Below are 22,898 nucleotides of genomic sequence, written 5' to 3' on the forward strand. Positions count from 1 at the left end.
AACGATTGATGAATTTTTTCGTGAAGGGAAAGAAATCGATAAGGCTCTGAAACAAGCTGTTCAGCGAGCGCTTTTGGAGCACAAAAAGGCAGGCAATCCCGTCGTTGAGTGGCGTGGCGGGAAGATCGTCTGGATAAAGCCGGAAGAAATCACCGTTAAAGAGAAGAAGAACTGAATGAACCGCTGTCGCGCTCTATCTGAGTAGCCGCATCCATTCGGGGACCACAGCAACTGTTTGCAATGAAAAGATTATGGTATGGAATGGGGGGCAATTCAAAACCTTAGAACCGCTATTTGGGTCTCGAAATGTAAAGATCAGGTAGCGGGAAACAGGACGCCGGACAAATTCCCATGTATCCTTGACAGAATCCATGGTCTTGGGTATAGTGTAAATTACAAACAAGTTTCGACAGACAGAATAAATTTTAAATCATTAAACCGTATTTAGGGTTTATCCGCTGTCTGGTCGAACTTCAGTTCAGAAGAACCCATCGTTGCCGCACGGAAACGCTGGGTTCTTTTTTTTCCCTTCCGCCCATGCAAGGTCGGCGCAGATCCCACGTCATATTTTTCCCTTGTTTTAACAAGAGTTACAGGCTCAATCTCCTTGACAGCTTTATATCGGATATGCTACAAGAATCCATGCTTCTATATTTGTGGGGATTTTCATGCTCTATCCGTCACTGAAAGAATTCATCCGGAAGTCCAGACAGGGGAACCTGATCCCGGTTCACAAAGAGATCCTGGCGGATATGGAGACCCCGGTCTCGGCCTTTCGGAAGATCGACCAGGGGGGATTCTCTTTCCTGCTTGAAAGCGTGGAGGGAGGAGAGAAATGGGGCCGCTACAGTTTTCTCGGGAGCAGGCCCGCCGCCGTCATCGAGTCCAAAGACAACGAGGTCCGTGTGATGAGTGACGGGGTTTCTCTGAAGAGCGGCAGGGGGGAGGATCCGGTTGATTTTATCCGGGCCTATATGTCACGGTTCAAACCGGTGAATGATCCCGATCTTCCGCGCTTTCTGGGGGGAGCGGTGGGGTATATCGGATACGACATGGTTCGGTTTTTCGAGCGCATACCCGATGTGCCTAAGGAGGACTCCGGGTTTCCGGAGATGCTCCTGATGGTCATGGCCGACCTCCTGATTTTTGACAATATGGGAAAGAAGATCCTGATCGTTTCCAATGTCTTTCTCGATGACGGAGAGGACCCTGAGACGGCCTATCATCAGGCCGAAGAACGGATCAACCGGATGATTGAGCGGCTGAATGTCCCCTGTAAAATCGTCAACCTCTCCCTCCCCAAGGCCGTGGATCTTGAAATCCCGGCATCCAGTTTTACAAAAAGCCGGTTTTGTGAGGCGGTGAAGCGCGCCAAGGAATACATCGTGGCCGGAGACGTGATCCAGGTGGTCCTGTCCCAGCGGTTCCGGACCCGGGTCATAAACGATCCCTTTGACATCTACCGGGTTCTCCGGACCGTCAATCCTTCTCCTTATATGTATTATCTCCACATGGGGGAGATCCGGATCGTGGGGTCATCGCCTGAGGTCCTGGTCCGCGTGGAAGGAGACCGGGTCGAGGTCCGGCCGATTGCGGGCACCAGGCCTCGAGGGCGTGACGAGGAGGAAGACCAGGCGCTCATGGCCGAGCTTCTCTCCGACCCCAAAGAGCGGGCGGAGCATATCATGCTGGTGGATCTGGGGAGAAACGATGTGGGACGCGTCTCCAAGGCCGGCAGCGTGAAGGTTCCGGAACTCATGGTGATTGAAAAATACTCCCATGTCATGCATATCGTCTCGGACGTGACCGGGGAACTGGAGGCCGGCAAGGATGCCTATGATGTGCTCCGTGCCTGCTTTCCTGCAGGGACCGTGTCCGGCGCTCCGAAGATCCGGGCCATGGAGATCATCGAGGAGCTGGAACCGGTGAGACGCGGTCCTTATGCCGGCGCCGTGGGATACATCGGTTTCTCCGGCAATATGGACACCTGCATTACGATCCGCACCATGATCATCCGGGGAGAGGATCTCTTCCTTCAGGCGGGGGCGGGGATTGTGGCCGACTCGGACCCTGAACGCGAATATGAAGAGACCATCAACAAGGCCAAAGGGATGCTCAAGGCCATGGAGATCGCCAGGCAGGGGATTGTGTGAAGAGGGATTGCCATGCTGCTGATGATCGACAACTATGATTCGTTCACCTACAACCTCGTTCAGTATTTCGGGGAACTCGGGGAAGACCTGGTCGTCTACCGGAATGATCAAATCACCATCGTCGGGATCGAGGAGCTCAAACCCGGCCGAATCGTGATCTCGCCGGGGCCGTGCACACCCAAAGAAGCCGGGATATCGGTGGAGGCCATCCGGCATTTTGCCGGACGGCTCCCGATCCTGGGCGTCTGCCTCGGCCATCAGTCCATGGGAGCGGCCTTCGGGGCGGAGATTGTCGGCGCCAAACGGCTGATGCACGGTAAGACCTCGGAGATCCGGCATGATGGGAAGACGATCTTCTCCGGTCTCCCCAATCCCTTTGCGGCCACCCGTTATCACTCCCTGGTGATCCGGAGGGGAACGCTTTCCGAGGAGTTCGAGATCACAGCCGAGTCCGAAGACGGGGAGATCATGGGGATCCGTCACAAGCGCTGGCCCATGGAAGGGGTTCAGTTTCATCCGGAGTCGATCCTCACGACGGTGGGGCATGATCTGTTAAAGAATTTCCTTGAATTATAAAATGCGGGTAGAAATTAAGGGTACAAGGGGCCGAGGGGTCAAGGGGTCAAGTGAAGTGCTTTTTAAAAACTCAAGGGTCCGAGGGGTCAAGGGGCTTAGGGTCCAAGTGAAGATCATAGAAAAAACTGAAGGGTAACAGAAATCAAAAAAACCACTTGAATCCTTGAACCCTGGATCACTATAGGTTCTTGAATCCTCGAACCCTTTTTACCCACTGAATGGGAGAAGAACCTGAAATTATAAAAAGGACTTTTTATGATCGTCAATGCCGTTAAAAAACTTGTGATTGGCACGAACCTGAACCGGGAAGAGTGTTACGGGGCCATGGATGACATCATGGGCGGCCGGGCCACGCCGGCGCAGATCGCCTCCTTCATCACCGCGCTCAGGATCAAGGGAGAGACCGTGGAAGAGATCGCGGCCTGCGCCCAGGTCATGAGGGACCGGGTGGTCAGGGTCCATGTGGAAGCCGAGGACCTGGTGGATACCTGCGGCACCGGCGGTGATGGGGCCCGGACCTTCAATATCTCCACTACGGCCGCCTTTGTGGTGGCCGGGGCCGGGATCACGGTTGCCAAACACGGGAACCGGTCCGTCTCCAGCCAGAGCGGGAGCGCGGATCTCTTCGCCGCCCTCGGAGTGAATATCCAAGCCGGCATCCCCGTGGTGGAGCGCTGCCTTCGTGAAGTCGGCATCGGTTTTCTCTTCGCCCCCCTGCTGCACGGGGCCATGAAGCATGCCATAGGACCGAGACAGGAGATCGGGATACGGACCGTCTTCAATATCCTGGGTCCTCTCACCAATCCGGCCGGGGCTCCAAACCAGGTAATCGGGGTCTATGACCCGGAACTCACCGAGACCTTGTGCCAGGTCCTTCGCGAATTGGGGAGCCGCAGGGCCTATGTGGTGCATGGCTGCGACGGGCTGGACGAAATCACCCTCACCGGAACGACCAGGGTTTCAGAACTCAAGAACAACCGGATCTGGACCTTCAATCTGGACCCCGCCGAATTCGGTTTTCGTTATTGCAGGCCTGAAGACCTGAAGGGGGGAGATGCCGAAACCAATGCGAAGATCACCCTCTCGATCCTGAATGGAGAACCCGGACCCAAGAGGGACGTCATCCTCCTGAACGCGGCCGCCGCCATCTATGTGGCAGGCAGGTCCAAATCCCTGAAAGAGGGACTGGCCGCGGCCGCCGATTCCATCGAATCGGGAAGAGCCATGAACAAACTGGAAGCATTGAAGAGGGTTTCATCGGAAGGCGCGTGACGGTCTCACGATGGACGGATCTTATACACAAAAAAAAGGTTCTTTCGGCGGGTGAAAACATCATATGGGATAAGAACCAAAAAAGGTTTGTAAGCCTTGACGTTAGATGATATATTGAAACAGGTTAAAAGGAGACTCCAAGAGCGGAAGAGCCGCGTTTCCATGCAGGATCTTGAGGATAGGCTTAGTGAGTGCGGGCCCACGCGTCACTTTGCAGAACGGATCAGCCGGCAGGGGGATGAAAGAATCCGGGTGATCGCCGAGGTCAAGAAGGCCTCTCCATCCAAAGGGGTCCTTCGCCGGGATTTTGATCCCGTGGAGATTGCCAGGGAGTATGAGCGGTACGGCGCCTCGGCCATCTCTGTGCTGACCGAAGAGGATTTCTTTTTAGGGCATCCGGGTTATTTGCAGGCGGTCAGAAGGGAGGTCGGGCTCCCTCTCCTTCGGAAGGATTTCATCCTGGAACCGTATCAGGTCGTGGAGGCCCGTGTTCTGGGGGCGGATGCATTCCTCCTGATCGCCTTTCTCCTTGCGGACGGCCTCATGCAGGAGCTGATTCTGCTGGGACGGGATCTGGGGATGACGGCCCTGGTGGAGGTCGGAAGCGAAGAGGAACTGGACCGGGCGTTTTCCATGCCTGCCGAGGTGATCGGGATCAACAACCGGGACCTTAAGACCTTTGTGACCGACGTGGGCAACACCCTGAACCTGGTTGGAAAGATTCCCGAAGGGATGACCGTGGTAAGCGAAAGCGGGATTGAATCTCCACGGGATCTTGAAAAACTGGAAGGCGCAGGCGTGGATGCGGTCCTGATCGGAGAGGCGCTCATGCGTTCCGTTCACCCCGGGGAAAAACTCAGAGAACTCCTCGGGTACGGGAAAAGGCCATGAGGACGCGGATCAAGATCTGCGGGATCACGAATCTGAACGATGCCCTCTCCGCCGTGAAGTCAGGCGCCGATGCCCTCGGGTTTGTTTTTTATCAGCAGAGCCCGAGGTATATTGAGCCGGAGACTGCATCGAGAATCATCCGGAATCTCCCTCCTCTGGTGACGGCGGTGGGTGTCTTTGTCAACGAGGAGATTGAAAAGGTCCATGAGATCGCAGGTGACTGTCTGCTGGACCTTCTCCAGTTCCATGGTTCGGAATCGCCTGAATATTGTGAACGGCACAAAAAGCGTGTGATCAAGGCCTTTCGAGTCAAGGACGCCTCTTCCCTATCGGAGGTAAGCAAATATAAGGATAAGGTCAACGGGTATCTTCTGGACAGTTGCTCGGAAGATGCCTACGGCGGGACCGGGAGCGCCTTTGACTGGTCGGTCGCCTGTGAAATCAGCCGGCACTTTCCGGTCGTGCTGGCCGGCGGACTCACCCCCGGCAATGTGGGGGAGGCCGTTTCGGTGGTCGAGCCTTACGGCGTGGATGTCAGCTCAGGTGTGGAGCGCGCGCCGGGGATCAAAGACATGGGAAAAATGCGAAGTTTTGTTGAGTCGGTCCGTAAAGCCGATGCAGAAAGATACAGGATAAAATGAAAAAGATGAACCTGCCCGATCATCGCGGACATTTTAATGAATTCGGCGGCAAATTTGTGCCGGAGACCCTGATGCCGGCCCTGGAGGAACTGGAGCGGGAGTATGCCCTGGCCCGGCAGGATCCCTCTTTCTCGGAAGAACTGGAGAATTACCTCAAGGAATACGTGGGGAGACCGACACCGCTTAGTCTGGCCCAGCGCCTCACCGACCGTCTGGGAGGGGCCAGGATCTATCTGAAGAGGGAGGATCTGAATCATACCGGCGCGCATAAGATCAACAATACCCTCGGCCAGATCCTTCTTGCACGGCGCATGGGAAAGAAACGGATTATCGCAGAAACCGGCGCAGGGCAGCACGGAGTGGCCACGGCCACGGCAGCGGCCCTGTTCGGCCTTGAGTGCGAGATCTTCATGGGAGAGGAAGATATCGAACGGCAGGCCCTCAATGTCTTCCGGATGCATCTCCTGGGAGCCAAGGTTACCCCGGTCCTTTCAGGGAGCCGGACTTTGAAGGATGCCACCAACGAAGCCATCCGGGACTGGGTCACCCATGTAAAGGATACCCATTATATCATCGGTTCCGTGGTGGGCCCCCACCCCTATCCCATGATGGTCCGGGATTTCCAGTCGGTGATCGGCAGGGAGACCCGTGAGCAGATCTTGGAAAAAGAAGGGAGACTCCCCGATTATCTCGTGGCCTGTGTGGGGGGAGGGAGCAATGCCATCGGCCTCTTCCATCCTTTCGTGGATGATCCGTCCGTACGCTTCATCGGTGTGGAGGCCGCGGGCCTGGGTATTGAAACCGGAAAGCATGCGGCCTCCATAGCGGCGGGAGAGAGAGGCGTGCTCCACGGGAGCATGAGCTTCCTGCTTCAGGACCGAGACGGGCAGGTCATCCCGGCCCATTCCATTTCCGCGGGGCTCGATTATCCCGGGGTCGGGCCGGAGCACGCCTATTACCACGTGACCGGGCGGGCCAAGTATGTTTCCGTCACGGATGATGAGGCCCTGGAAGGGCTGCAGCTTCTCTCTAAAACCGAGGGGATTATCCCTGCCCTGGAGAGCGCCCATGCCGTCGCCTATCTGAAGAAGCTGATTCCCGGTACGGGGAAGAATCAGATCGTGGTCTTGAACCTGTCGGGCCGGGGAGATAAGGATGTGAACCATGTGGCCAAGATTCTGGAAAAGAGAAAATAACCGTTCAAACCGTTTGAACGGTTTGATAAGAGGGGTTTTAACTTGAGCAGGATCGACGAAGTCTTCAAGAGGTTGAAAAAAGAGAACGGCGTGGCCCTGATGCCGTTTATGACGGCCGGGGATCCTGACCTCCATATGACCGGGAGCGTCATCCGGGAGCTGGAGAAGAACGGCGCCGATATCATTGAACTCGGCATCCCTTTTTCTGATCCTCTGGCGGACGGCCCGACCATCCAGCGTTCATCCCAGCGGGCCCTGGCCGGAGGGGTTTCCCTCGCCAAGATTCTGATCTTTCTTAAGGAACTGAGAAGGGATGTCTCCATACCGATCGTGCTCATGGGGTATTACAACCCCTTTTTCCGTTACGGTTTGGAACGTTTTGCCGGAGACGCCAAAGAGGCAGGCGCCGACGGGTTGATCGTCCCCGACCTTCCGCCTGAGGAGGCGGAAGACCTGATCCGTGAGGCCCGCAGGGTAGACCTCGATACCGTCTTCCTCCTCGCGCCCACGAGTACGGAGGAGAGGATCAAACGGATCGCCGCGGTCAGCCGCGGCTTTGTTTATTACGTATCGCTGACCGGCGTCACCGGCCAGAGAGACCGGCTTTCCGATGACATCGGTCTTTCCATAGACAGGATCCGCAAAGTCACGTCGCAGCCGGTCTGTGTGGGTTTCGGCATATCGAAACCTGAACATGCCGGCAGGGTGAGCCGTTTTGCCGACGGGGTGATCGTCGGGAGCGCCCTGGTGGGATTCATCGAGGAACACTTGAATGATCCGGCATGCCCTTTTAGGGCGGGTGATTTCCTGTTGGAGTTCCGCAAGGCAACGAAACGGCAGGGATGAGGAGGGAGAAGAGATCATGGATTCCGGAAAAAACATTTCGTCCGTTGCAGAACCGGGGACATCAGGGGCCGGCGACCTTTTTGAGAAGTTCGGGGAGAGCATCCCCAAGGGAAAAGTCCTTTTCTATGAAGGGGACCCTGGGCAGGAGATGTATATCATCCAGTCAGGCAAGGTCCGTATCAGTAAACGGGTCCGGAATGTGGAGAAGACCCTGGTGATCCTGGGTAAGGGGGAATTTTTCGGGGAGATGGCGATTCTGAACAACCGGCCCCGTTCAGCCACGGCCATGGTGATCGAAGACTGCAAGATTCTGATGATAGACCGCAAAACTTTTGATACCATGATCCGGAACAATTCAGAAATCGCCATACGGATTATCAAAAAACTGGCCGCCCGTCTTCAGGAGGCCGACAACCAGATCGAGAACCTCCTGCTGAAGGATAACCTGAGCCGGATGGTCAATCTTTTGAAAAGATGGGCCATGGACAAGGGCGCGCCGGTTACAGGAGAGTTCAGCTTCGAATACTCACAGGAAGAACTGGCCTCGAATGCCGGCATTCCCGAGCCGCAGCTTCAAGACATGCTGAAAAAACTGTCCACTGCGAATATGATCCATCTCTCAGAGAGCCGTATCACCATTCCTAAAATGGAAGGGCTGGAACGGTTCTCTCACTATTTGGAGATGAAGGATCAATTCAGCAATCTGACATGAGGGGCTAAAAAACGGTTCAAGCGGTTCAAAGGGTTCAAACAGTCGAAAAAATTTGCAGGTGGATAACCAGGAGAGGTTATGATGAAAATAGAGGTTCTCGGCTGCCATGGATCTGAAACCCCTGAGGCGAATGCCGCGGGTTTCCTGATTAATGACTGTATTCTTCTGGAGGCCGGAACGGCCTCTTCGGTCCTCTCCATGGACCGGCAGCAGAAGATCAAATCCGTGATCATCAGCCATCTTCACCTGGACCATATCAAGAGCCTTCCCTTTCTTGCGGACAACCGGATCGGCGAAGAGGGGAACAGTCTTACGGTCTACGGCATCCAGGACGTCATTGACGGGCTGAAGACGCATGTATTCAATGATTCCCTATGGCCCGACTTCACCCGGATCGAGAACGGCAAGACCCCCCTCCTCGTTTTTCATCCCATCGTCCAGGGGGTGACGACACCCATCGGGGACCTGGAGGTCTTACCGGTTGCCGTGAGACACTCGATCCCATCCGTGGGCCTGCTCATCAGGCAGAAGGGCCGCTCCCTTCTTTATACGGGAGACACGGCTCCTACCCAGGAGATCTGGGACCTGGCGGCCAAGACTCCTGATCTTGCAGGCCTCATCGTTGAGACTTCCTTTCCGGACCGGATGCAGGAAATGGCAGCCATCAGCGGACATATGACCCCGTCCGTGCTGGTGAATGAACTCCGCAAGATGAACCGGCCTGGGGTCCCCGTCTACATCTTTCACATGAAACCCAAATACGAAGCGGTCATCGTGAAAGAGATCCATGAACGATTGGGGGAAAGGGTCCATATCCTCAGGGAAGGGGAGATCATCCGCCTCTAAGCAGATGAGGATTTTCATGAACTGGTTCATTAAAAAGAAGATCAAGCCCCTTGATTCGGACCGGAAGGTGAAAATCGCCGAGGGGATGTGGGAAAAATGCCAGAACTGCAAGGAGATCGTCTATAAGAAGGAGATCGAGAAGAATTACCGGGTCTGCCCCAAGTGTAACTACCATTTCCGCATCTCAGCGGAAGAGCGGATCCGGATTGTGGCGGACGAAGGAAGTTTTTTGGAATTGGACGCCGGCCTTGCCTCCACGGACCCGCTGCATTTCAAGGATTCCCGCAAGTATAAGGACCGTCTCAAAGAGGGGGAAAAACTGACAGGGAAAAAGGATGCCGTGGTCTACGGGGATGCCGAGATTCAAGGGTACAAGGTGGTTCTGGCGGTCTTCGACTTCGGTTTCATGGGCGGGAGCATGGGATCCGTGGTGGGAGAGAAGATCACGCGGGCGATCGAGCGGGCGGTATCGTTGAGGGAACCCTTCATATCCTTTTCATCGTCCGGCGGGGCCAGGATGCAGGAGGGGGCCATCTCCCTGATGCAGATGGCCAAGACAAGCGCCGCTGTGTCAAGATTGGGAGACGCGGGTATGCCTTTTATTTCGATTCTCACCGATCCCACCTTCGGAGGCGTGACGGCGAGTTTTGCCATGCTGGGGGATATCATCCTTGCAGAGCCGAGGGCGCTCATCGGTTTTGCCGGTCCTCGAGTGATCGAACAGACCATCCGTGAAAAACTCCCGGAAGGGTTTCAGCGCGCCGAATTTCTACTCAAGCACGGGATGGTGGATAGGATCGTGGAACGCAAAGAGATGAAGAAGACCCTTGCCGGGCTGCTCAGCCTTTTCTGGTATGTATGAACTATCAAGAAACGTTGGCCTGCCTTGAGAATCTGGAGGTTTACGGGATCGTCCTCGGGCTTAAGAGAATGAACCGGATCCTCGATGAAATGGGGAACCCCCAGCGTCGGTTCCGATCCATCCATATCACAGGGACCAACGGAAAAGGTTCCACGGCGGTTTACCTGGCCTCCGTACTCAAGGAGTCCGGTTATCGAACAGGCCTTTATACCTCTCCCCATCTGAACCGGTTTTCTGAAAGGATTCAGATCTGCGGTGAGGAGATTCCACCCGGGCAAGTCATCCGGTATACGGAACAGATTCTCTCCATCATCCGGGCCGCCGGGCCGGAGTTCAAACCCACCTATTTTGAAGTGACCACGGCCATGGCCTTTGCCCATTTTGCCGACATGGAGGTGGAGTTTGCCGTGGTGGAGGCCGGGATGGGAGGGCGGCTGGATGCAACCAACGTCCTCTCTCCTGAAGTTTCCGTGATCACGAACGTCGCCTTGGAACATACCGAATACCTGGGCACGTCGGTTGAAGAGATCGCCTGTGAAAAAGGCGGAATCATCAAGGATGGGGTGGATCTGGTGACGGCGGAAAGGGATCCCGGGGTCCTTGCCGTATTGCAAGAGATCTGCAGGAAAAGAGGGAGCCGTCTCATCCGTGCGGGGCATGACATCAAGGCCGAATCGGTCATCCTGGACCGCTCGGACGGGTCCCGGACCTTTGACTTCCTGGGAGACGAGCACCATTGGAAAGGGCTTACCATCCGCCTCATGGGGGCCTACCAGGCGCTGAACGCCGTGACCTCTCTCGGGGTTTTGGAGGGTCTGATCCGGAAAGGGGTGGAGATTCCTGAGTCAGCGGTCCGCCGGGGGCTGCCGGAGGCCCGATGGCCATGCCGCATGGAAGTCGTCTCCAGAAACCCTTATATCATCCTGGACGGCGCCCACAACCCGCATGCCTCACAGGCGCTTCTCCGGGTGATCGAGGAGGACCTCTCCTTCAGGGAATTGATCCTCGTGATCGGGATTTTCAAAGACAAGGATATTCCCTCGGTGGTGACCCCGCTTCTCGATCATGCGGATCACCTCATTCTGACCCGGTCCAGTCATACCCGGAGCGCGGATCCGCATGCCTTGGCCGAGGATATCAAGAGCCCGGGCCTTCACGTCTGGGTCAGGGACCGGATCCCCGATGCCATTGACCATGCCCGCTTCCTTTATCGAAGCGGAGACCTGATCCTCATCGCCGGTTCCCTCTATACGGCCGGGGAGGCAAGGAAATACCTTGTAAAAGGAGACATCAATTCTTTGTGAAGGAGTGGAACCCGTGCATGGGTCAGGGCATTTCAGATCATTCAGGGACATCCTCGCCGCCGTCCGCAGGAATCTCAAGGACCTGCGGGCGCATCACCCCCTCTTGGTGATCCTCTTATCCCTGTGTTATGCGCTTGTCATCTTCACGCCGGTTTCTTCCCCGGCGGTGGATCTTGAGCCGGGTGAGGACGTGCGTATCGATGCGGACCGCCTCAACTACGATCAGAACCGCAAGATCTATGCCGCGGAAGGGAACGTCGTATTCGTGACCGGGACCATGAAGCTCACGTGTGATGCTGCGGAATATTCAGATCTGACCGGGGCCTTTACCGCCGGAGGGAACGTGGTCTTCACGGATGAAAAAGGGACGGTCCTATGCAGCCGCGTGGAAGGGAATGCGAGGACCGGGCTTGGGACCTTCTATGTTGCGGAGATGGACAACATAAAGGGAGGGTATTTCCTCAAGGGGGATCAGATCGACAAGCTGGGGGAGACGACCTATCATGCTGCCGGAGGCTCCTTCTCCGAATGCGGGAAAAAGAGACCCTTATGGGAGATCCGTGGGAAGAACCTTTGGGTGACCCAGGAGGAGTATGTGACCGGCAGGCATACGACCATGCGGATCGGAGGGGTTCCGGTTTTTTATACCCCTTACTTTTTATTTCCGATCAAAACCAAGAGGCAAAGCGGTCTGCTCCAGCCGGTGTTCGGGCAGGGGTCGCGTAACGGGAAATCAATCGAACTCGACTATTTCTGGAACATGGATACAAACCGGGATGCCACCTTCAGTTATGAGTACCTGGGAGACAACGGCAACCGCTTCGGTTTGGAATACCGGTATGCCGTGGCCCAGGATGTCCATGGGGCCCTGTTCGGGAAATATATCCACGACCGCAACGCAGACCGAGAGGGCTCCCGGATCGGCATGAACCAGGACCGCTGGGAGATCGGGCTGACTCACTACCATAATCTTGAGGACCGGGTCTACGGCGGTATTTTCACGGACTTTTTCAGTGACGGGTTTTATCTCAGCGATTTTGCAACATCCCCGGAGGCCAGGGTTCAGGTCAACGGACAGTCGGACGTGACTCTGGTGAAGCGGTGGGATGGGGGAAACCTGAGCGCGGATTTTCGTTATTACCAGGAGATGGGGGTCCGAAGGGAGAAGACCACCCTTCAGCCGATTCCGGAAATACGGCTCGACTTAACCCCAAGGAGGGCAGGGCAATCCAACTGGTTCTATGCGTTGGATTCCGGTTTTGTGAATTTTTACCGTCAGGAAGGCTACCGCTCCACACTAAGTCCCAATATCTCCTCGGACCCCTGGACCCTCACCCCGGTAACATCCGATCAGGCGGCAAACCTCCGGAAACTGACGGACGCGGGTTTTGATGCGGAGACCGCCCTGAGACACCAGGGGATCAAAGGCCGGCGTCTGGACCTCTTCCCCAATGTTTCGCTTCCCCTGGATCTGATCTCCAACCTGGTTTTTACCCCGATGATCGGGTACCGTGAAACCTTGTATAGCCGGGGTGCTTTCAGCGAAGATTTTGCCGACCGGGGGATTTTCTATGCCGGGGGCGGCCTCTCCTCCCGGTTCTTCCGTGATTTTTCCCTGGGATCCTCCGGGTCCTTTCGTCATATCGTGGAACCCGGCATCACCTATGATTACCGGCCTGAACAGGGCCAGAAAGAGATCCCGATCTATGATGAGGTTGACACCATCGGTCATGCCGATCAGTTTCATCTGAAATTGACCAACCGGTTTCTGATGACCGGAAGAGGAGAACCCAAGGTTGGCCAGGTAAAGGAAACAGAAGTGGAGACTCGTGAGATCATGGCCCTGAAATTCGATGCCTTGTACGACCGGCTCCTTGCCGAGCAGAGGTTCAGGTCCATCACCGGTGAATGGGACCTGAATTTTACGGACAGCCTGTACATGGAAATCAATTCCCTTTACAATTTTACGGAACATGATTTTGAAAGTCTGAACCTTGACCTGAAATACAAGGTCCAAGAGACGCTCACGTTCCAGGCGGGGCGGCGCTTCACACAGCGGATTCCCGTGGACTCCAACCGGCCCTCAGGTTCAGGGGAACTGAGGACCATCGGAGGGGACGACGTCTTAAATGCGCTCGATAACCAGGGGATATCCTACTGGACCACTTCCGTGGGCTGGGAACCGAACAAGGCGCTCTCCATGAGTCTGTCGGGGTATTTCAATGCCGCCGACTCCACCGGCGACGACCTCTCGTTCAAACTGAGTTATCAAACGGAGTGCTGGGGCGCGATGCTTGTCGCAGATCGGTATGACGAATCGGTGCTCAACGATCATACCCATGAGTTAGAGATGGACAGGGTGAACGAGATCCGTTTTTTCTTCACGATCAAATCGCTCCGTTTCAAGCTCTTTTCGAATATTTAGGTTGAATCGGGTTTTAAAAAATATTATGATCAATCAGGATCTTGATATTAAATTTAGGATTTCAACACCTGAGTAAGCGAGCGGTTGAAAAGGAGAATGTATGATCGATGGGGTCAGGACCAAGGTCTTAAAGGTGATTCCGGATGAACGGGGACGGCTGATGGAGATGCTCCGGAGCGATGATCCCCTGTTCATCAAGTTCGGCCAGATCTATCTGACCACGGCTTACCCCGGGGTCGTGAAGGGGTGGCATTACCATAAGAAGCAGATTGACAACTTCATCGTTGTCCGGGGGATGATGAAAATCGTCCTCTATGACCAGCGTGAAGGCTCGCGCACCTATGGTGAGATCAATGAATTCTTTCTCGGGGATCACCAGCCGCTCCTGCTGCAGATCCCGGCCGGGGTTTGCCATGGATTTAAGTGCGTGGGAGAGCATGAGGCCATGGTGGTGAATTGTCCCACGGAGACCTACAAGTATGATGATCCTGACGAATACCGGCTCGATCCTCACCATAATGATATCCCATACGATTGGTCGAAAAAAGACGGATGAAAATATTCGCCGGGCAAAACCTGCGTGTCTGCTGAAGGGCCGCGAAGCGGTCCTGTTCTTGAATATGAGGATCATCTCCAAAAGAGTGGGAGAAAACATAAGGGTTCATCGGTTTACCGGTATCAGTATTTCACTTGACCCCTTGACCCCTCGAACCCTTTTTACCCACTAAATGGCCGATGGCTCGTAGAGGAGAAGAACCTATTATAATCATGCACCGGATATTTTATTAAGGGAAGACAAATGAGGAAGATCCTGGTTACAGGCGGGGCCGGGTTTATCGGAAGTAATTTTATCCGCTATTTTATGCGGGAGCATGCTGAAGATGAGGTCATCAACCTCGACCTGTTGACCTATGCGGGGAACCTCCTGAATCTTGAGGAGGTCAGGGAGGACAAACGTTACCATTTTGTCCATGGCGATATTGCGGACCCTGCGGTCCTCACGAGGATCTTCAGACAGGGGATACAGGTTGTGGTCAATTTTGCAGCCGAGTCCCACGTGGATCGAAGCATTGAGGATCCCGGTGTTTTCATCCGAACCAATGTCATGGGGACCCAGACCATCCTGAACGCCATCAGGAAATATCCGGTGGAGCGCTTTATCCAGATCAGCACGGACGAGGTCTATGGCTCGCTGGGCCCGTCCGGGGCCTTTACCGAGCAGACCCCCCTCGCTCCCAACAGCCCCTACTCGGCCTCGAAGGCGTCGTCCGATCTTCTTGTGAGGGCTTATCATGAGACCTACGGCCTTCCCTGCATCATCACCCGCTGCTCCAACAACTACGGTCCTTACCAGTTCCCTGAAAAGGTGATCCCCCTTTTTATCATGAACGCCATGCAGGACAAGCCGCTCCCGCTTTACGGGGACGGGTTGAATGTCCGGGACTGGCTTCATGTCCTGGACCACTGCAGGGCCATTGACCTGGTCATCGGCAAGGGAAGAGCCGGGGAGGTCTACAACATCGGCGGGAACAACGAGAAGAAGAACATAGAGATCACCCGCTTGATTCTGGACCGGCTCGGCAAGAAGGAAAGCCTGATCCGGCATGTGACGGACCGGCTGGGGCATGACAGGAGGTATGCCATAGACGCCGGAAAGATACGCAGGGAACTCGGATGGGCGCCGGTCTATATCTTTGAAAAAGGGATTGAAGAGACCATCCGGTGGTATCAGGAGCATGCCTCCTGGCTGCAGGATATCGAGTCCGGCAGGTACAGGGCCCTTTCACAAAGGATCGCAGCCCAAGAGGAGCCGGTATGAAGACGCTGGCCCTGATCGGGTACAAGGGGATGCTCGGCAGAGATCTTTTAAAACGCTTGGAGGATTCCTTTAAGTGTATTCCAGCGGACATCGGCGAACTGGACATTACCCAAAGAGAACAGGTCCTGCAGTGGATCGGCGAGGTCCGGCCGGACGTTCTGATCAATGCGGCGGCCTACACGGATGTGGACGGATGCGAAACCCGCCGGGACCTGGCCATGCGGGTCAACGGAGAGGGCGTGGGATACCTGGCCGAAGGGTGCGCGCGATGCGGGAGTGGTATGATCCATATCAGTACGGACTTTGTTTTCGACGGGTCCAAGAAGGGACCTTACATCGAAGAGGACCAGCCGAACCCCCTTTCGGTTTACGGATCGTCCAAGCTCATGGGCGAGAAGAGGATGGCCGAACATCTGGACCGGTTTCTGATCGTGCGCACATCGTGGCTCTTCGGCCATGGAGGGAAAAACTTCGTCGAGGCCATTCTGAGGCAGGCTGAAGTCAAATCGTCTCTGAAGGTGGTGCATGATCAGGTCGGCTCCCCCACCTATGTCCCTGATCTTTCCAGGGCCATTCTCAAGCTTTTATCCGCCGGGGCGGCCGGGATCGTTCACGTCGGAAACAGCGGGTCATGCTCCTGGTTCAAGTTTGCCGGGAAGATCTTGGAATATTCCGGGAAGAGGGGGGTCTCGGTGGAACCCATCACCTCTTCGGAACTCAACCGGCCGGCGAGGCGGCCTGCCCATTCCGTGCTTTCCTGTGAACGGTATTTCAAGATCACCGGGGAACGGATGCCGAACTGGGAAACGGGCCTCAAGGCGTACTTGAAGGCCGGAGAGGAGTAAACGGATGCAGGAGCAAGAGACGGCGGTTGCTCTGTTACCCATGGATCTGAAATACCTTTCCAAGGGGGCCCTTCGGATCCTGGCCCAGGATCCGGGTCTGGACCCAGCCCTCCTGGAACAGATATTGATCCAGGAGAAGGATGACCCTGAGACGGTCCGCTGTCTCATTCGGAATCCTGCGCTGCCTGATGAATCTTTTCAAAGCGTTCTCCCGGAACTTTCTGAAGACCTTCGAGAGGAGGTCAATGCCCGCCGGAAGGCCCTGGTCTCTATCGAAGGACAGGGGCTGGCAGTGAAGAAGCCTCCGCAAAGACACCTGCATCACGCGGATAAGGATCAAGACGGCGGCGGAAAGGTCAGCCTCCAACAGAAGATACAACTGATGAGCCCGGGGGACAAGATCTCTTTTGCGCTTAAAGGGACCAAGGAGGTGCGTATGGTACTGATCCGGGATCCGAACAAAGAGATTGCCATGACGGTTCTGAAGAATCCGAAGATCACCGAGACCGAGATCGAATACTTCGCGGCCTCCACCAACGTGACCGAGGAGGTGCACCGGGAGATCGGGAAGAACCGGGAGTGGTGCAAAAAATATAACGTCATCAGAGCTTTGGTCTTCAATCCCAAGACACCCGTCGGAGTCTCCCTGGAGAAACTCCCTTATATCAAAGATAAAGACCTCCAGTTCCTGAGTAAAAGCAAGAACGTGCCGAGCGCCGTCAGCACTACGGCCAAGCGGTTGATGGTCAACAAGAAACGGAAAAACGGATAGGGAGTCGCCATGATCTTCAACGGGTGGTTCGTCAAGAGCCGGCTTAAGAAGGCGCTGGATATGCTGAACTGCGGCATGTATGCCCAGGCCGAGTCCGAGCTCAGGGGGATCCTGCTGACCCTGACCGTTCAGAAAAAGGATGATCAAAAGCGCATACCGGTCCTGTTTTATCTTGCGGAATGCTATATGGCCATGGGGGACGAGAAGTTTGAGAACAAGGATTTCAGGGGCGCCCTCAATGACTTTGAGAAAGGAGCGGCTCTGGGGGTGGACTTTCCCGATATCTATTTCCGGATCGGGCGGGTTTGCCTGGAGATGTCCGAATGGGACCAGGCCGAAGAGGCGCTCGACAAGGCCCTATCGTTGAACCCGCGTTATGTCAAGGCACACCTCTTGATGTCCAAGGTCTACGCCCTGAAAGAGAGATATGACCTGTCGGTCAAGGAATACCGGATCCTTGGGGAACAGGGGGTTCCGTGCAATCAGGAACTTTATCTGAAAGGAGTTCAATATGCCGGCAACGGAGAGATCCAAAAAGGATATGAGATTTTGAAATCGTGTTTTGAGGAAAAGCCCGATCCGGTCCAGGCGCTTTATCTGAAGGGACTGAGATGCTATCAGAACAAGAATTATGCCGGGGCCGTTCTTGCGCTTAAGAAGGCCCAGGAGAACCAGCCGGGCTATCCGGATATCTTCAACCTTCTGGGAGTGGCCTGCTGCGGCCAAAAATCCTACGCAGAGGCGGAAGGAGCCTTTCAGAAGGCTATCAAACTGAACAGCAGGTATATGGAGCCGAGATTGAATCTTGCGTTTCTATACGAAATCCTGCAAGACATGGAAAAAGCCGAGGGGGTGTTTCAGGACATTCTTTCTATGGATCCCGGGAACGTCATTGCCCTTGAAGGTTTGGAAGGTCTGAAAAATAAGAAGGGATGATTGATGGCGGGAGAGGCCTTCCGTATATTTTGAAACAGGAGCCGATGCATGGTAGAGAAGGATTACTACATGATTCTGGGTATCCGTCCTTCCGCCACGGAGGAGGAGATCAAGGAGGCCTTCTTCCGCCTGGCCAAAAAATACCATCCGGATAAGCATCGGGGGAAAAATGACGGAGACTATGAAACCAAATTCGCCATGATCAATGAGGCCTACAACGTTCTTAAAGACCGGGCGGCCAGGGAGGAATATGACAATCGGAACATGGCATCAGGCCTGAAGCGTAAGGAGTCATCCAAATCAGATTATCGCGCAGAAGAAATCTATCAGACGGCCCTTAAGGCGCTAAAAATGAACGACGTCAACAGCGCCATTGATCTGCTGAAGACGGCTGTCCGTATGGAACCGGGTAAGGCCGAGTATTATTCCGCGCTCGGCATGGCCCTCGCGGAAAAGCCGCACAGACTCCATGAGGCCAGAGAAATGTGCGAAAAGGCCTTGGAGATGGAACCCTACAATGTCGAGAACCATATCAATCTCGGGCTCGTCTACAAAAAGGCCGGGCTGCATGCCCGAGCGCGCAAACAGTTCGAGAATGCCTTACGCTGGGATCCTGAACATCCTGTCGCCATGAATGAACTGGGTCTCTCCGATTCCCATCAATGGTATCTACGGATTAAGCGGGTCTTGAATAAGATATTTTTACGAGGGGCATAGGGGGGCAGTGGGGCTGTTGAAAAAGTGTTTTTCTGGTCTCATGCCGTCATTCCCGCGTAGGCGGGAATCCAGGTCTTTTATAAGCCCCGCAGTTGAAAAAAATCTCTGTAAAAAGGGAATTTGGAATCTAAAGACAAAAAACCGGCATGAAATTTCTTGACAGAATCAGTGAATGTTCTTACCATTTAATTATCGGCAATGTTCGTTGATTCCATGCGGGATTCGGATGGAACGGCTGAGCGGGCAGAAAAAAAATGAGAATTTCAGAAAACATCTTGACAGGTTACAGTTCGCATGTTAATGTAACACACAAGAAGATACTGGCATTCCCTATGAAAAACCGGCGGTATAAAATATTTTGTTGTTCGAATTCATCTTTGATTTTTTCATGATGGTCATTTAGGACAAGCTTTCACCTCTGTGCCGGAGAAGAACATGCTGTTTTCTAAGTCAAGACAACTCGTCGGTTTGGACATCGGGACCCATTCGATCAAGGCGTTCCAACTCAAAGAATCAGGCGGCGGGTATCAGCTGGTCCACGCGGCCGTGAAGCCGCTCGATCCTGAAGTCATCGTGGATGGAACGGTCATGGACGCCGAGAGGGTCTCCTCCGCCATTCGTGAGATTTACCAGGAAAACAAGATCACTTGCAAGGATGTGGCCCTTTCCGTCTCAGGGATCTCGGTCATCGTGAAAAAGATCAATCTCCCTGAAATGACCGTGGAGGAACTGGATGAGTCGATCCAGTGGGAGGCTGAACAGTATATTCCTTTTGACATCGAGGACGTGAATATTGATTTTCAGATTTTAAGGCCGGTGGGGGAGGAAGCCAAACGGCAAATGGAGGTCCTGCTGGTGGCCGTGAAAAAAGACAAGATCAATGAATATACCTCTCTGGCCAAGGAGTCAGGCTTGAATCCCGTGGTGGTGGATGTGGATGTTTTTGCCTTGGAAAACATGTACGAGATCAATTATGAATTAAACAAGAATGAAGCCGTGGCCCTGATTGACATCGGCGCCGGGATCATGAATATCAACGTGGTATCGGACAGTATGCCTGCATTTACCAGGGATATTTCGATCGGCGGGAACCAGTTTACCGAGGCGATTCAAAAAGAGTTCGGCGTCGGCTATGAAGAAGCGGAAAAGGTCAAGAAAGGGCAGGATGTAGAAGGGGTGAAGTTCCAGGACGTGGTGCCGATTTTAGAGACGGTTTCAAACGACATCGCCTCAGAGATCCTCCGTTCTTTTGATTTTTACCGGGCGACTGCGTCCGCCTCAAAAGACCAGATCGCCAGGGTGATGATCAGCGGGGGATGTTCAAAGCTCAAAGGATTCCGGGAATTTCTGGCCAAACAGCTCGGCATGGAGGTCGAGATCATCAATCCCTTCCAGAACATAGAGATTGCGGAAGGGACCTTTGACATGGACTTTATCAAAGAGATTGCGCCGACCGCGGCCGTGGGCATCGGGATGGCCTTGAGAAGAGCGGACGACAAATGATCAGAATCAATCTGCTGCCGACCAAAAAGCTTCGCAAACAATTGGGGATCAAACAGGAACTCCTCCTCTCCGGATTGATCTTCGTTTTTGTCGTCATCATCCTGGGTCTGCTTTGGATGTGGCAGAGCACAACGATTGAACGTTTAACCCTGCAGCAAAACGAGAAACAGCAGAAGCTGGATCAGATCAAGAAAGTGGTGAACGAGGTCGAGCAGTTTAAAAAGGATAAAGAACTCTATGAGCAGAAGATCAATATCATCAAGGATCTTGAGGCCCAACAGAGCGGTCCCGTGCATATTCTGGACGAACTGAGCGTCAATATTCCCGACAAACTCTGGTTTGAATCCATGGCCCTGAAAGGAAACAGCCTTACCCTGTCCGGAAACGCATTTGCCAACATCTCCATCGTGGATTTTGTCAACAATCTTAAAAGATCTCCTTATTTCCAGAACGTGCAGCTTCTGGAATCAAAGTCTTCGGATAAAAAGGATATCCGCGTTTATGTGTTCAAACTGAGCGCGAATGTGACGGTCCCCAAGAAATAAGCTCTGATGAAAGGACTAGATATTATGAATTTGGAAGCGATCGAAAAAATTCCGAGTCAGCAGAGGATCGCTGCCGTCGCTTTTATTTATATTGCAGTGATCGCCCTTTTCTTTGGTTATCCTTTCCGGAACCATCATAACCAGATCATGGCGCTGAATAAGAAAAACGAGAGTCTGGAAAAAGAGATCATTGTGAACCAGAGTCTGGCCGAGATGAAAGATACGCTTATCTCCAAGAACGCCGAACTACAGCAGAAGCTTTTGGAGATCCAGCAGAAGTTTCCAACCAGCAGCGAAGTCACCGACCTTCTCAAACAGGTCTCCGTCCTCGGCCAGCAGTCGGGTCTGGATATCCAGCTCTGGAAACCGGCCAATAAGGTCAAGAATCCTTCAAATCTCTATTATGAGATCCCCGTGGAAATCGAAGTCATCGGGGGGTACCATGATGTAGGGATATTTTTTGACAAGGTCAGCAAACTCTCCAGGATCGTCAATATCACGGATCTTTCCATGTCGAATGCGAAAGAGGGCAAAGGGGTCCTCACCAAATGCGTAGCTAAGACATTCAGCGCCATGGAGCCGGGAGAAACGGCCGGTCCGGGAAAGAAAGATGCGCCGGCTCAAACAGCGCCAAAGCCGGGAGAGAGATAAGAGGATTGAGACGATGAAGAACCCAGTTTTTAAAAGATGGAGACGATGCATCCCTTTCATTTTCGGATCTGCTTTCGTTCTGACTTTCTGGACAGCGGTTTTCGCACAGACAGCGGGAGAACCCAAGGAAAAGATAGAACTCGGCACTGAAGGGAAATCGATCCAGGAAGAGCCGCCCCCCAAAGATACCTATGCCTATATTCCTGGTGAGCGCCGGGATCCTTTTGTTTCTTTGATCAGGAGGGGGGAGACGCCGGGAGAATACAAGGATGAACTGAGTCCCCTGCAGAAGGTGGATCTATCCGAGTTGAAGCTGGTCGGCATCATCAAGGATGCGGAAGGGAATACGGCCATAATTCAGACTCAGAATGGAAAAGGTTACTTTTTACGTCAAGGAGTGGCGATTGGGAAGAACGAAGGGGTGGTGGAAAAGATACTTGAGGACAAGGTTGTGGTGAAAGAAAAGAAGACAAACTACTTAGGACAGATTGAGGTCACCGAAGCAGTCCTCATATTAAAGAAAAAAGAAGAAAGAGGAGGGAAGTAGATGATCTCTCGAAAATGCAGGATAATTTTTTGTTTATTTTTGTCCTCAGCGCTTTATACGCTCCCGGTTTCCAAGGCGCTATCTGAGGATGACATCGGGAACCTCATCCAGCACATTGAGAACAAAGAAACCGGCGGGACCGAGGCCCAGACCCAGGCGCCAGCCGTCTCCAAACCGGTCAAGGTGGAAGACATCTATACGTCTTTGGCCAAACCCGTGGAGAAAGAGAGTTACACAGGGAAGAAAATTTCGCTCGATCTGCAGGATGCGGACGTGGTCAATGTGCTGAGGCTCCTTGCCGACGTCGGAGGGGTCAACATCGTCTTCGGCGGGGATGTATCAGGCAAGGTCACGGTGAATCTCAAGAACATCCCCTGGGACCAGGCCCTTGACATCGTTTTAATGACCAACGGACTGGACAAGGTCCGTATGGGAAACATCATCCGGGTCGCACGGTCCGAGACCATCACGGATGAAGCCAACAAAAGGCTGGCCGCCATCAAGGCCAGCGACAAGGTCGAGGCCATGAGCACACGGATCATCCCTGTCAACTATTCCGACATCAAGACCATCAAGGAATCGGAACTGATCAAGAACATTCTCTCCGACCGGGGGAAGATCGACATTGATGCTCGGACCAACACCCTGATCGTCAATGACATCGGTAAAAATGTAGAGCAGATAGCAACCCTGGTCAAGAGACTGGATACCCGGATCCCCCAGGTCCTGATCGAGGCCAGGATCGTGGAGGCCAGGGAAGGTTTCGCCAGAGACATCGGCGTCCAGTGGGGGTATGCCCAGGGATATATGAAGAAAGATACCCGGTATAATATCTTCGG

The 22,898-nt window shown here is 53.9% G+C and carries 22 protein-coding genes and 1 pseudogene; all 23 read left to right on the top strand.

Annotated elements, in window-relative coordinates; translation table 11 throughout:
• The first annotated feature begins 668 nt into the window (after window positions 1-668).
• The 23 genes and pseudogenes from AUK29_04800 (at window position 669) to AUK29_04910 (ending at window position 22,898) form a co-directional block, all read left to right on the top strand.
• On the top strand, window positions 669-2,153 hold the full coding sequence (locus tag AUK29_04800) for an anthranilate synthase component I (GenBank protein ID OIP64313.1): 1,485 nt from the start codon (window positions 669-671) through the stop codon (window positions 2,151-2,153).
• 12 nt (window positions 2,154-2,165) lie between these two features.
• On the top strand, window positions 2,166-2,729 hold the full coding sequence (locus AUK29_04805) for an anthranilate/aminodeoxychorismate synthase component II (GenBank protein OIP64314.1): 564 nt from the start codon (window positions 2,166-2,168) through the stop codon (window positions 2,727-2,729).
• A gap of 255 nt (window positions 2,730-2,984) precedes the next feature.
• Window positions 2,985-4,001 carry an anthranilate phosphoribosyltransferase gene (locus AUK29_04810; GenBank protein OIP64315.1) on the top strand — a complete coding sequence of 339 codons (1,017 nt, stop codon included), beginning with the start codon at window positions 2,985-2,987 and terminating at the stop codon, window positions 3,999-4,001.
• 96 nt (window positions 4,002-4,097) lie between these two features.
• Window positions 4,098-4,892, top strand: coding sequence for a hypothetical protein (locus AUK29_04815; protein OIP64316.1), 795 nt, complete (start codon window positions 4,098-4,100; stop codon window positions 4,890-4,892).
• A complete protein-coding gene (locus AUK29_04820; GenBank protein OIP64317.1) occupies window positions 4,889-5,533 on the top strand; it encodes an N-(5'-phosphoribosyl)anthranilate isomerase in 645 nt (214 codons plus the stop codon). The genes AUK29_04815 and AUK29_04820 overlap by 4 nt, the downstream gene beginning before the upstream one ends.
• Window positions 5,518-6,729 carry a tryptophan synthase subunit beta gene (locus AUK29_04825; GenBank protein ID OIP64318.1) on the top strand — a complete coding sequence of 404 codons (1,212 nt, stop codon included), beginning with the start codon at window positions 5,518-5,520 and terminating at the stop codon, window positions 6,727-6,729. The genes AUK29_04820 and AUK29_04825 overlap by 16 nt, the downstream gene beginning before the upstream one ends.
• A gap of 42 nt (window positions 6,730-6,771) precedes the next feature.
• Window positions 6,772-7,575: a tryptophan synthase subunit alpha gene (locus AUK29_04830; GenBank protein ID OIP64319.1), complete on the top strand. Its 804-nt coding sequence runs from the start codon at window positions 6,772-6,774 to the stop codon at window positions 7,573-7,575.
• Between the two features lie 16 nt (window positions 7,576-7,591).
• Window positions 7,592-8,287 (top strand): hypothetical protein, encoded by a 696-nt coding sequence (locus tag AUK29_04835; protein OIP64320.1) that lies wholly within the window; start codon window positions 7,592-7,594, stop codon window positions 8,285-8,287.
• Between the two features lie 81 nt (window positions 8,288-8,368).
• Window positions 8,369-9,133, top strand: a complete 765-nt coding sequence (locus AUK29_04840; protein OIP64333.1) for a hypothetical protein — start codon at window positions 8,369-8,371, stop codon at window positions 9,131-9,133.
• Between the two features lie 16 nt (window positions 9,134-9,149).
• Window positions 9,150-9,995 carry an acetyl-CoA carboxylase subunit beta gene (locus AUK29_04845; GenBank protein OIP64334.1) on the top strand — a complete coding sequence of 282 codons (846 nt, stop codon included), beginning with the start codon at window positions 9,150-9,152 and terminating at the stop codon, window positions 9,993-9,995.
• Window positions 9,992-11,299, top strand: coding sequence for a hypothetical protein (locus AUK29_04850; protein ID OIP64321.1), 1,308 nt, complete (start codon window positions 9,992-9,994; stop codon window positions 11,297-11,299). The genes AUK29_04845 and AUK29_04850 overlap by 4 nt, the downstream gene beginning before the upstream one ends.
• Window positions 11,300-11,312: 13 nt before the next feature.
• Window positions 11,313-13,724, top strand: a complete 2,412-nt coding sequence (locus AUK29_04855) for a hypothetical protein (protein OIP64322.1) — start codon at window positions 11,313-11,315, stop codon at window positions 13,722-13,724.
• 100 nt (window positions 13,725-13,824) lie between these two features.
• Complete coding sequence (locus AUK29_04860) at window positions 13,825-14,280, top strand: dTDP-4-dehydrorhamnose 3,5-epimerase (protein ID OIP64323.1); 456 nt, start codon at window positions 13,825-13,827, stop codon at window positions 14,278-14,280.
• 243 nt (window positions 14,281-14,523) lie between these two features.
• On the top strand, window positions 14,524-15,543 hold the full coding sequence (locus tag AUK29_04865; GenBank protein ID OIP64324.1) for a dTDP-glucose 4,6-dehydratase: 1,020 nt from the start codon (window positions 14,524-14,526) through the stop codon (window positions 15,541-15,543).
• A complete protein-coding gene (locus AUK29_04870; protein ID OIP64325.1) occupies window positions 15,540-16,388 on the top strand; it encodes a dTDP-4-dehydrorhamnose reductase in 849 nt (282 codons plus the stop codon). The genes AUK29_04865 and AUK29_04870 overlap by 4 nt, the downstream gene beginning before the upstream one ends.
• Before the next feature lie 4 nt (window positions 16,389-16,392).
• The gene (locus AUK29_04875; protein ID OIP64326.1) at window positions 16,393-17,160 is read left to right on the top strand and encodes a hypothetical protein; all 768 of its coding nucleotides are present in this window, start codon (window positions 16,393-16,395) and stop codon (window positions 17,158-17,160) included.
• A gap of 9 nt (window positions 17,161-17,169) precedes the next feature.
• On the top strand, window positions 17,170-18,096 hold the full coding sequence (locus AUK29_04880) for a hypothetical protein (protein OIP64327.1): 927 nt from the start codon (window positions 17,170-17,172) through the stop codon (window positions 18,094-18,096).
• 48 nt (window positions 18,097-18,144) lie between these two features.
• Complete coding sequence (locus AUK29_04885; GenBank protein OIP64328.1) at window positions 18,145-18,813, top strand: hypothetical protein; 669 nt, start codon at window positions 18,145-18,147, stop codon at window positions 18,811-18,813.
• A 435-nt stretch (window positions 18,814-19,248) separates the two neighbouring features.
• Window positions 19,249-20,316 (top strand): hypothetical protein, encoded by a 1,068-nt coding sequence (locus AUK29_04890; GenBank protein OIP64329.1) that lies wholly within the window; start codon window positions 19,249-19,251, stop codon window positions 20,314-20,316.
• A complete protein-coding gene (locus tag AUK29_04895; protein OIP64330.1) occupies window positions 20,313-20,861 on the top strand; it encodes a hypothetical protein in 549 nt (182 codons plus the stop codon). Before AUK29_04890 ends, AUK29_04895 begins: the two co-directional genes overlap by 4 nt.
• A gap of 24 nt (window positions 20,862-20,885) precedes the next feature.
• Window positions 20,886-21,512 (top strand): hypothetical protein, encoded by a 627-nt coding sequence (locus AUK29_04900; protein ID OIP64331.1) that lies wholly within the window; start codon window positions 20,886-20,888, stop codon window positions 21,510-21,512.
• Complete coding sequence (locus tag AUK29_04905; GenBank protein ID OIP64332.1) at window positions 21,472-22,059, top strand: hypothetical protein; 588 nt, start codon at window positions 21,472-21,474, stop codon at window positions 22,057-22,059. Before AUK29_04900 ends, AUK29_04905 begins: the two co-directional genes overlap by 41 nt.
• A pseudogene (locus tag AUK29_04910) lies at window positions 22,060-22,898 on the top strand (hypothetical protein).

This window comes from Nitrospirae bacterium CG2_30_53_67 (genome assembly GCA_001873285.1).
GTDB lineage: Bacteria > CG2-30-53-67 > CG2-30-53-67 > CG2-30-53-67 > CG2-30-53-67 > CG2-30-53-67.

Coding starts and splice junctions, on each gene's coding strand:
- AUK29_04800 (OIP64313.1), top strand. CDS start 669: ATGCTCTATCCGTCACTGAAAGAATTCATCCGGAAGTCCAGACAGGGG.
- AUK29_04805 (OIP64314.1), top strand. CDS start 2,166: ATGCTGCTGATGATCGACAACTATGATTCGTTCACCTACAACCTCGTT.
- AUK29_04810 (OIP64315.1), top strand. CDS start 2,985: ATGATCGTCAATGCCGTTAAAAAACTTGTGATTGGCACGAACCTGAAC.
- AUK29_04820 (OIP64317.1), top strand. CDS start 4,889: ATGAGGACGCGGATCAAGATCTGCGGGATCACGAATCTGAACGATGCC.
- AUK29_04835 (OIP64320.1), top strand. CDS start 7,592: ATGGATTCCGGAAAAAACATTTCGTCCGTTGCAGAACCGGGGACATCA.
- AUK29_04840 (OIP64333.1), top strand. CDS start 8,369: ATGAAAATAGAGGTTCTCGGCTGCCATGGATCTGAAACCCCTGAGGCG.
- AUK29_04845 (OIP64334.1), top strand. CDS start 9,150: ATGAACTGGTTCATTAAAAAGAAGATCAAGCCCCTTGATTCGGACCGG.
- AUK29_04850 (OIP64321.1), top strand. CDS start 9,992: ATGAACTATCAAGAAACGTTGGCCTGCCTTGAGAATCTGGAGGTTTAC.
- AUK29_04860 (OIP64323.1), top strand. CDS start 13,825: ATGATCGATGGGGTCAGGACCAAGGTCTTAAAGGTGATTCCGGATGAA.
- AUK29_04865 (OIP64324.1), top strand. CDS start 14,524: ATGAGGAAGATCCTGGTTACAGGCGGGGCCGGGTTTATCGGAAGTAAT.
- AUK29_04870 (OIP64325.1), top strand. CDS start 15,540: ATGAAGACGCTGGCCCTGATCGGGTACAAGGGGATGCTCGGCAGAGAT.
- AUK29_04875 (OIP64326.1), top strand. CDS start 16,393: ATGCAGGAGCAAGAGACGGCGGTTGCTCTGTTACCCATGGATCTGAAA.
- AUK29_04880 (OIP64327.1), top strand. CDS start 17,170: ATGATCTTCAACGGGTGGTTCGTCAAGAGCCGGCTTAAGAAGGCGCTG.
- AUK29_04885 (OIP64328.1), top strand. CDS start 18,145: ATGGTAGAGAAGGATTACTACATGATTCTGGGTATCCGTCCTTCCGCC.
- AUK29_04890 (OIP64329.1), top strand. CDS start 19,249: ATGCTGTTTTCTAAGTCAAGACAACTCGTCGGTTTGGACATCGGGACC.
- AUK29_04895 (OIP64330.1), top strand. CDS start 20,313: ATGATCAGAATCAATCTGCTGCCGACCAAAAAGCTTCGCAAACAATTG.
- AUK29_04900 (OIP64331.1), top strand. CDS start 20,886: ATGAATTTGGAAGCGATCGAAAAAATTCCGAGTCAGCAGAGGATCGCT.
- AUK29_04905 (OIP64332.1), top strand. CDS start 21,472: ATGCGCCGGCTCAAACAGCGCCAAAGCCGGGAGAGAGATAAGAGGATT.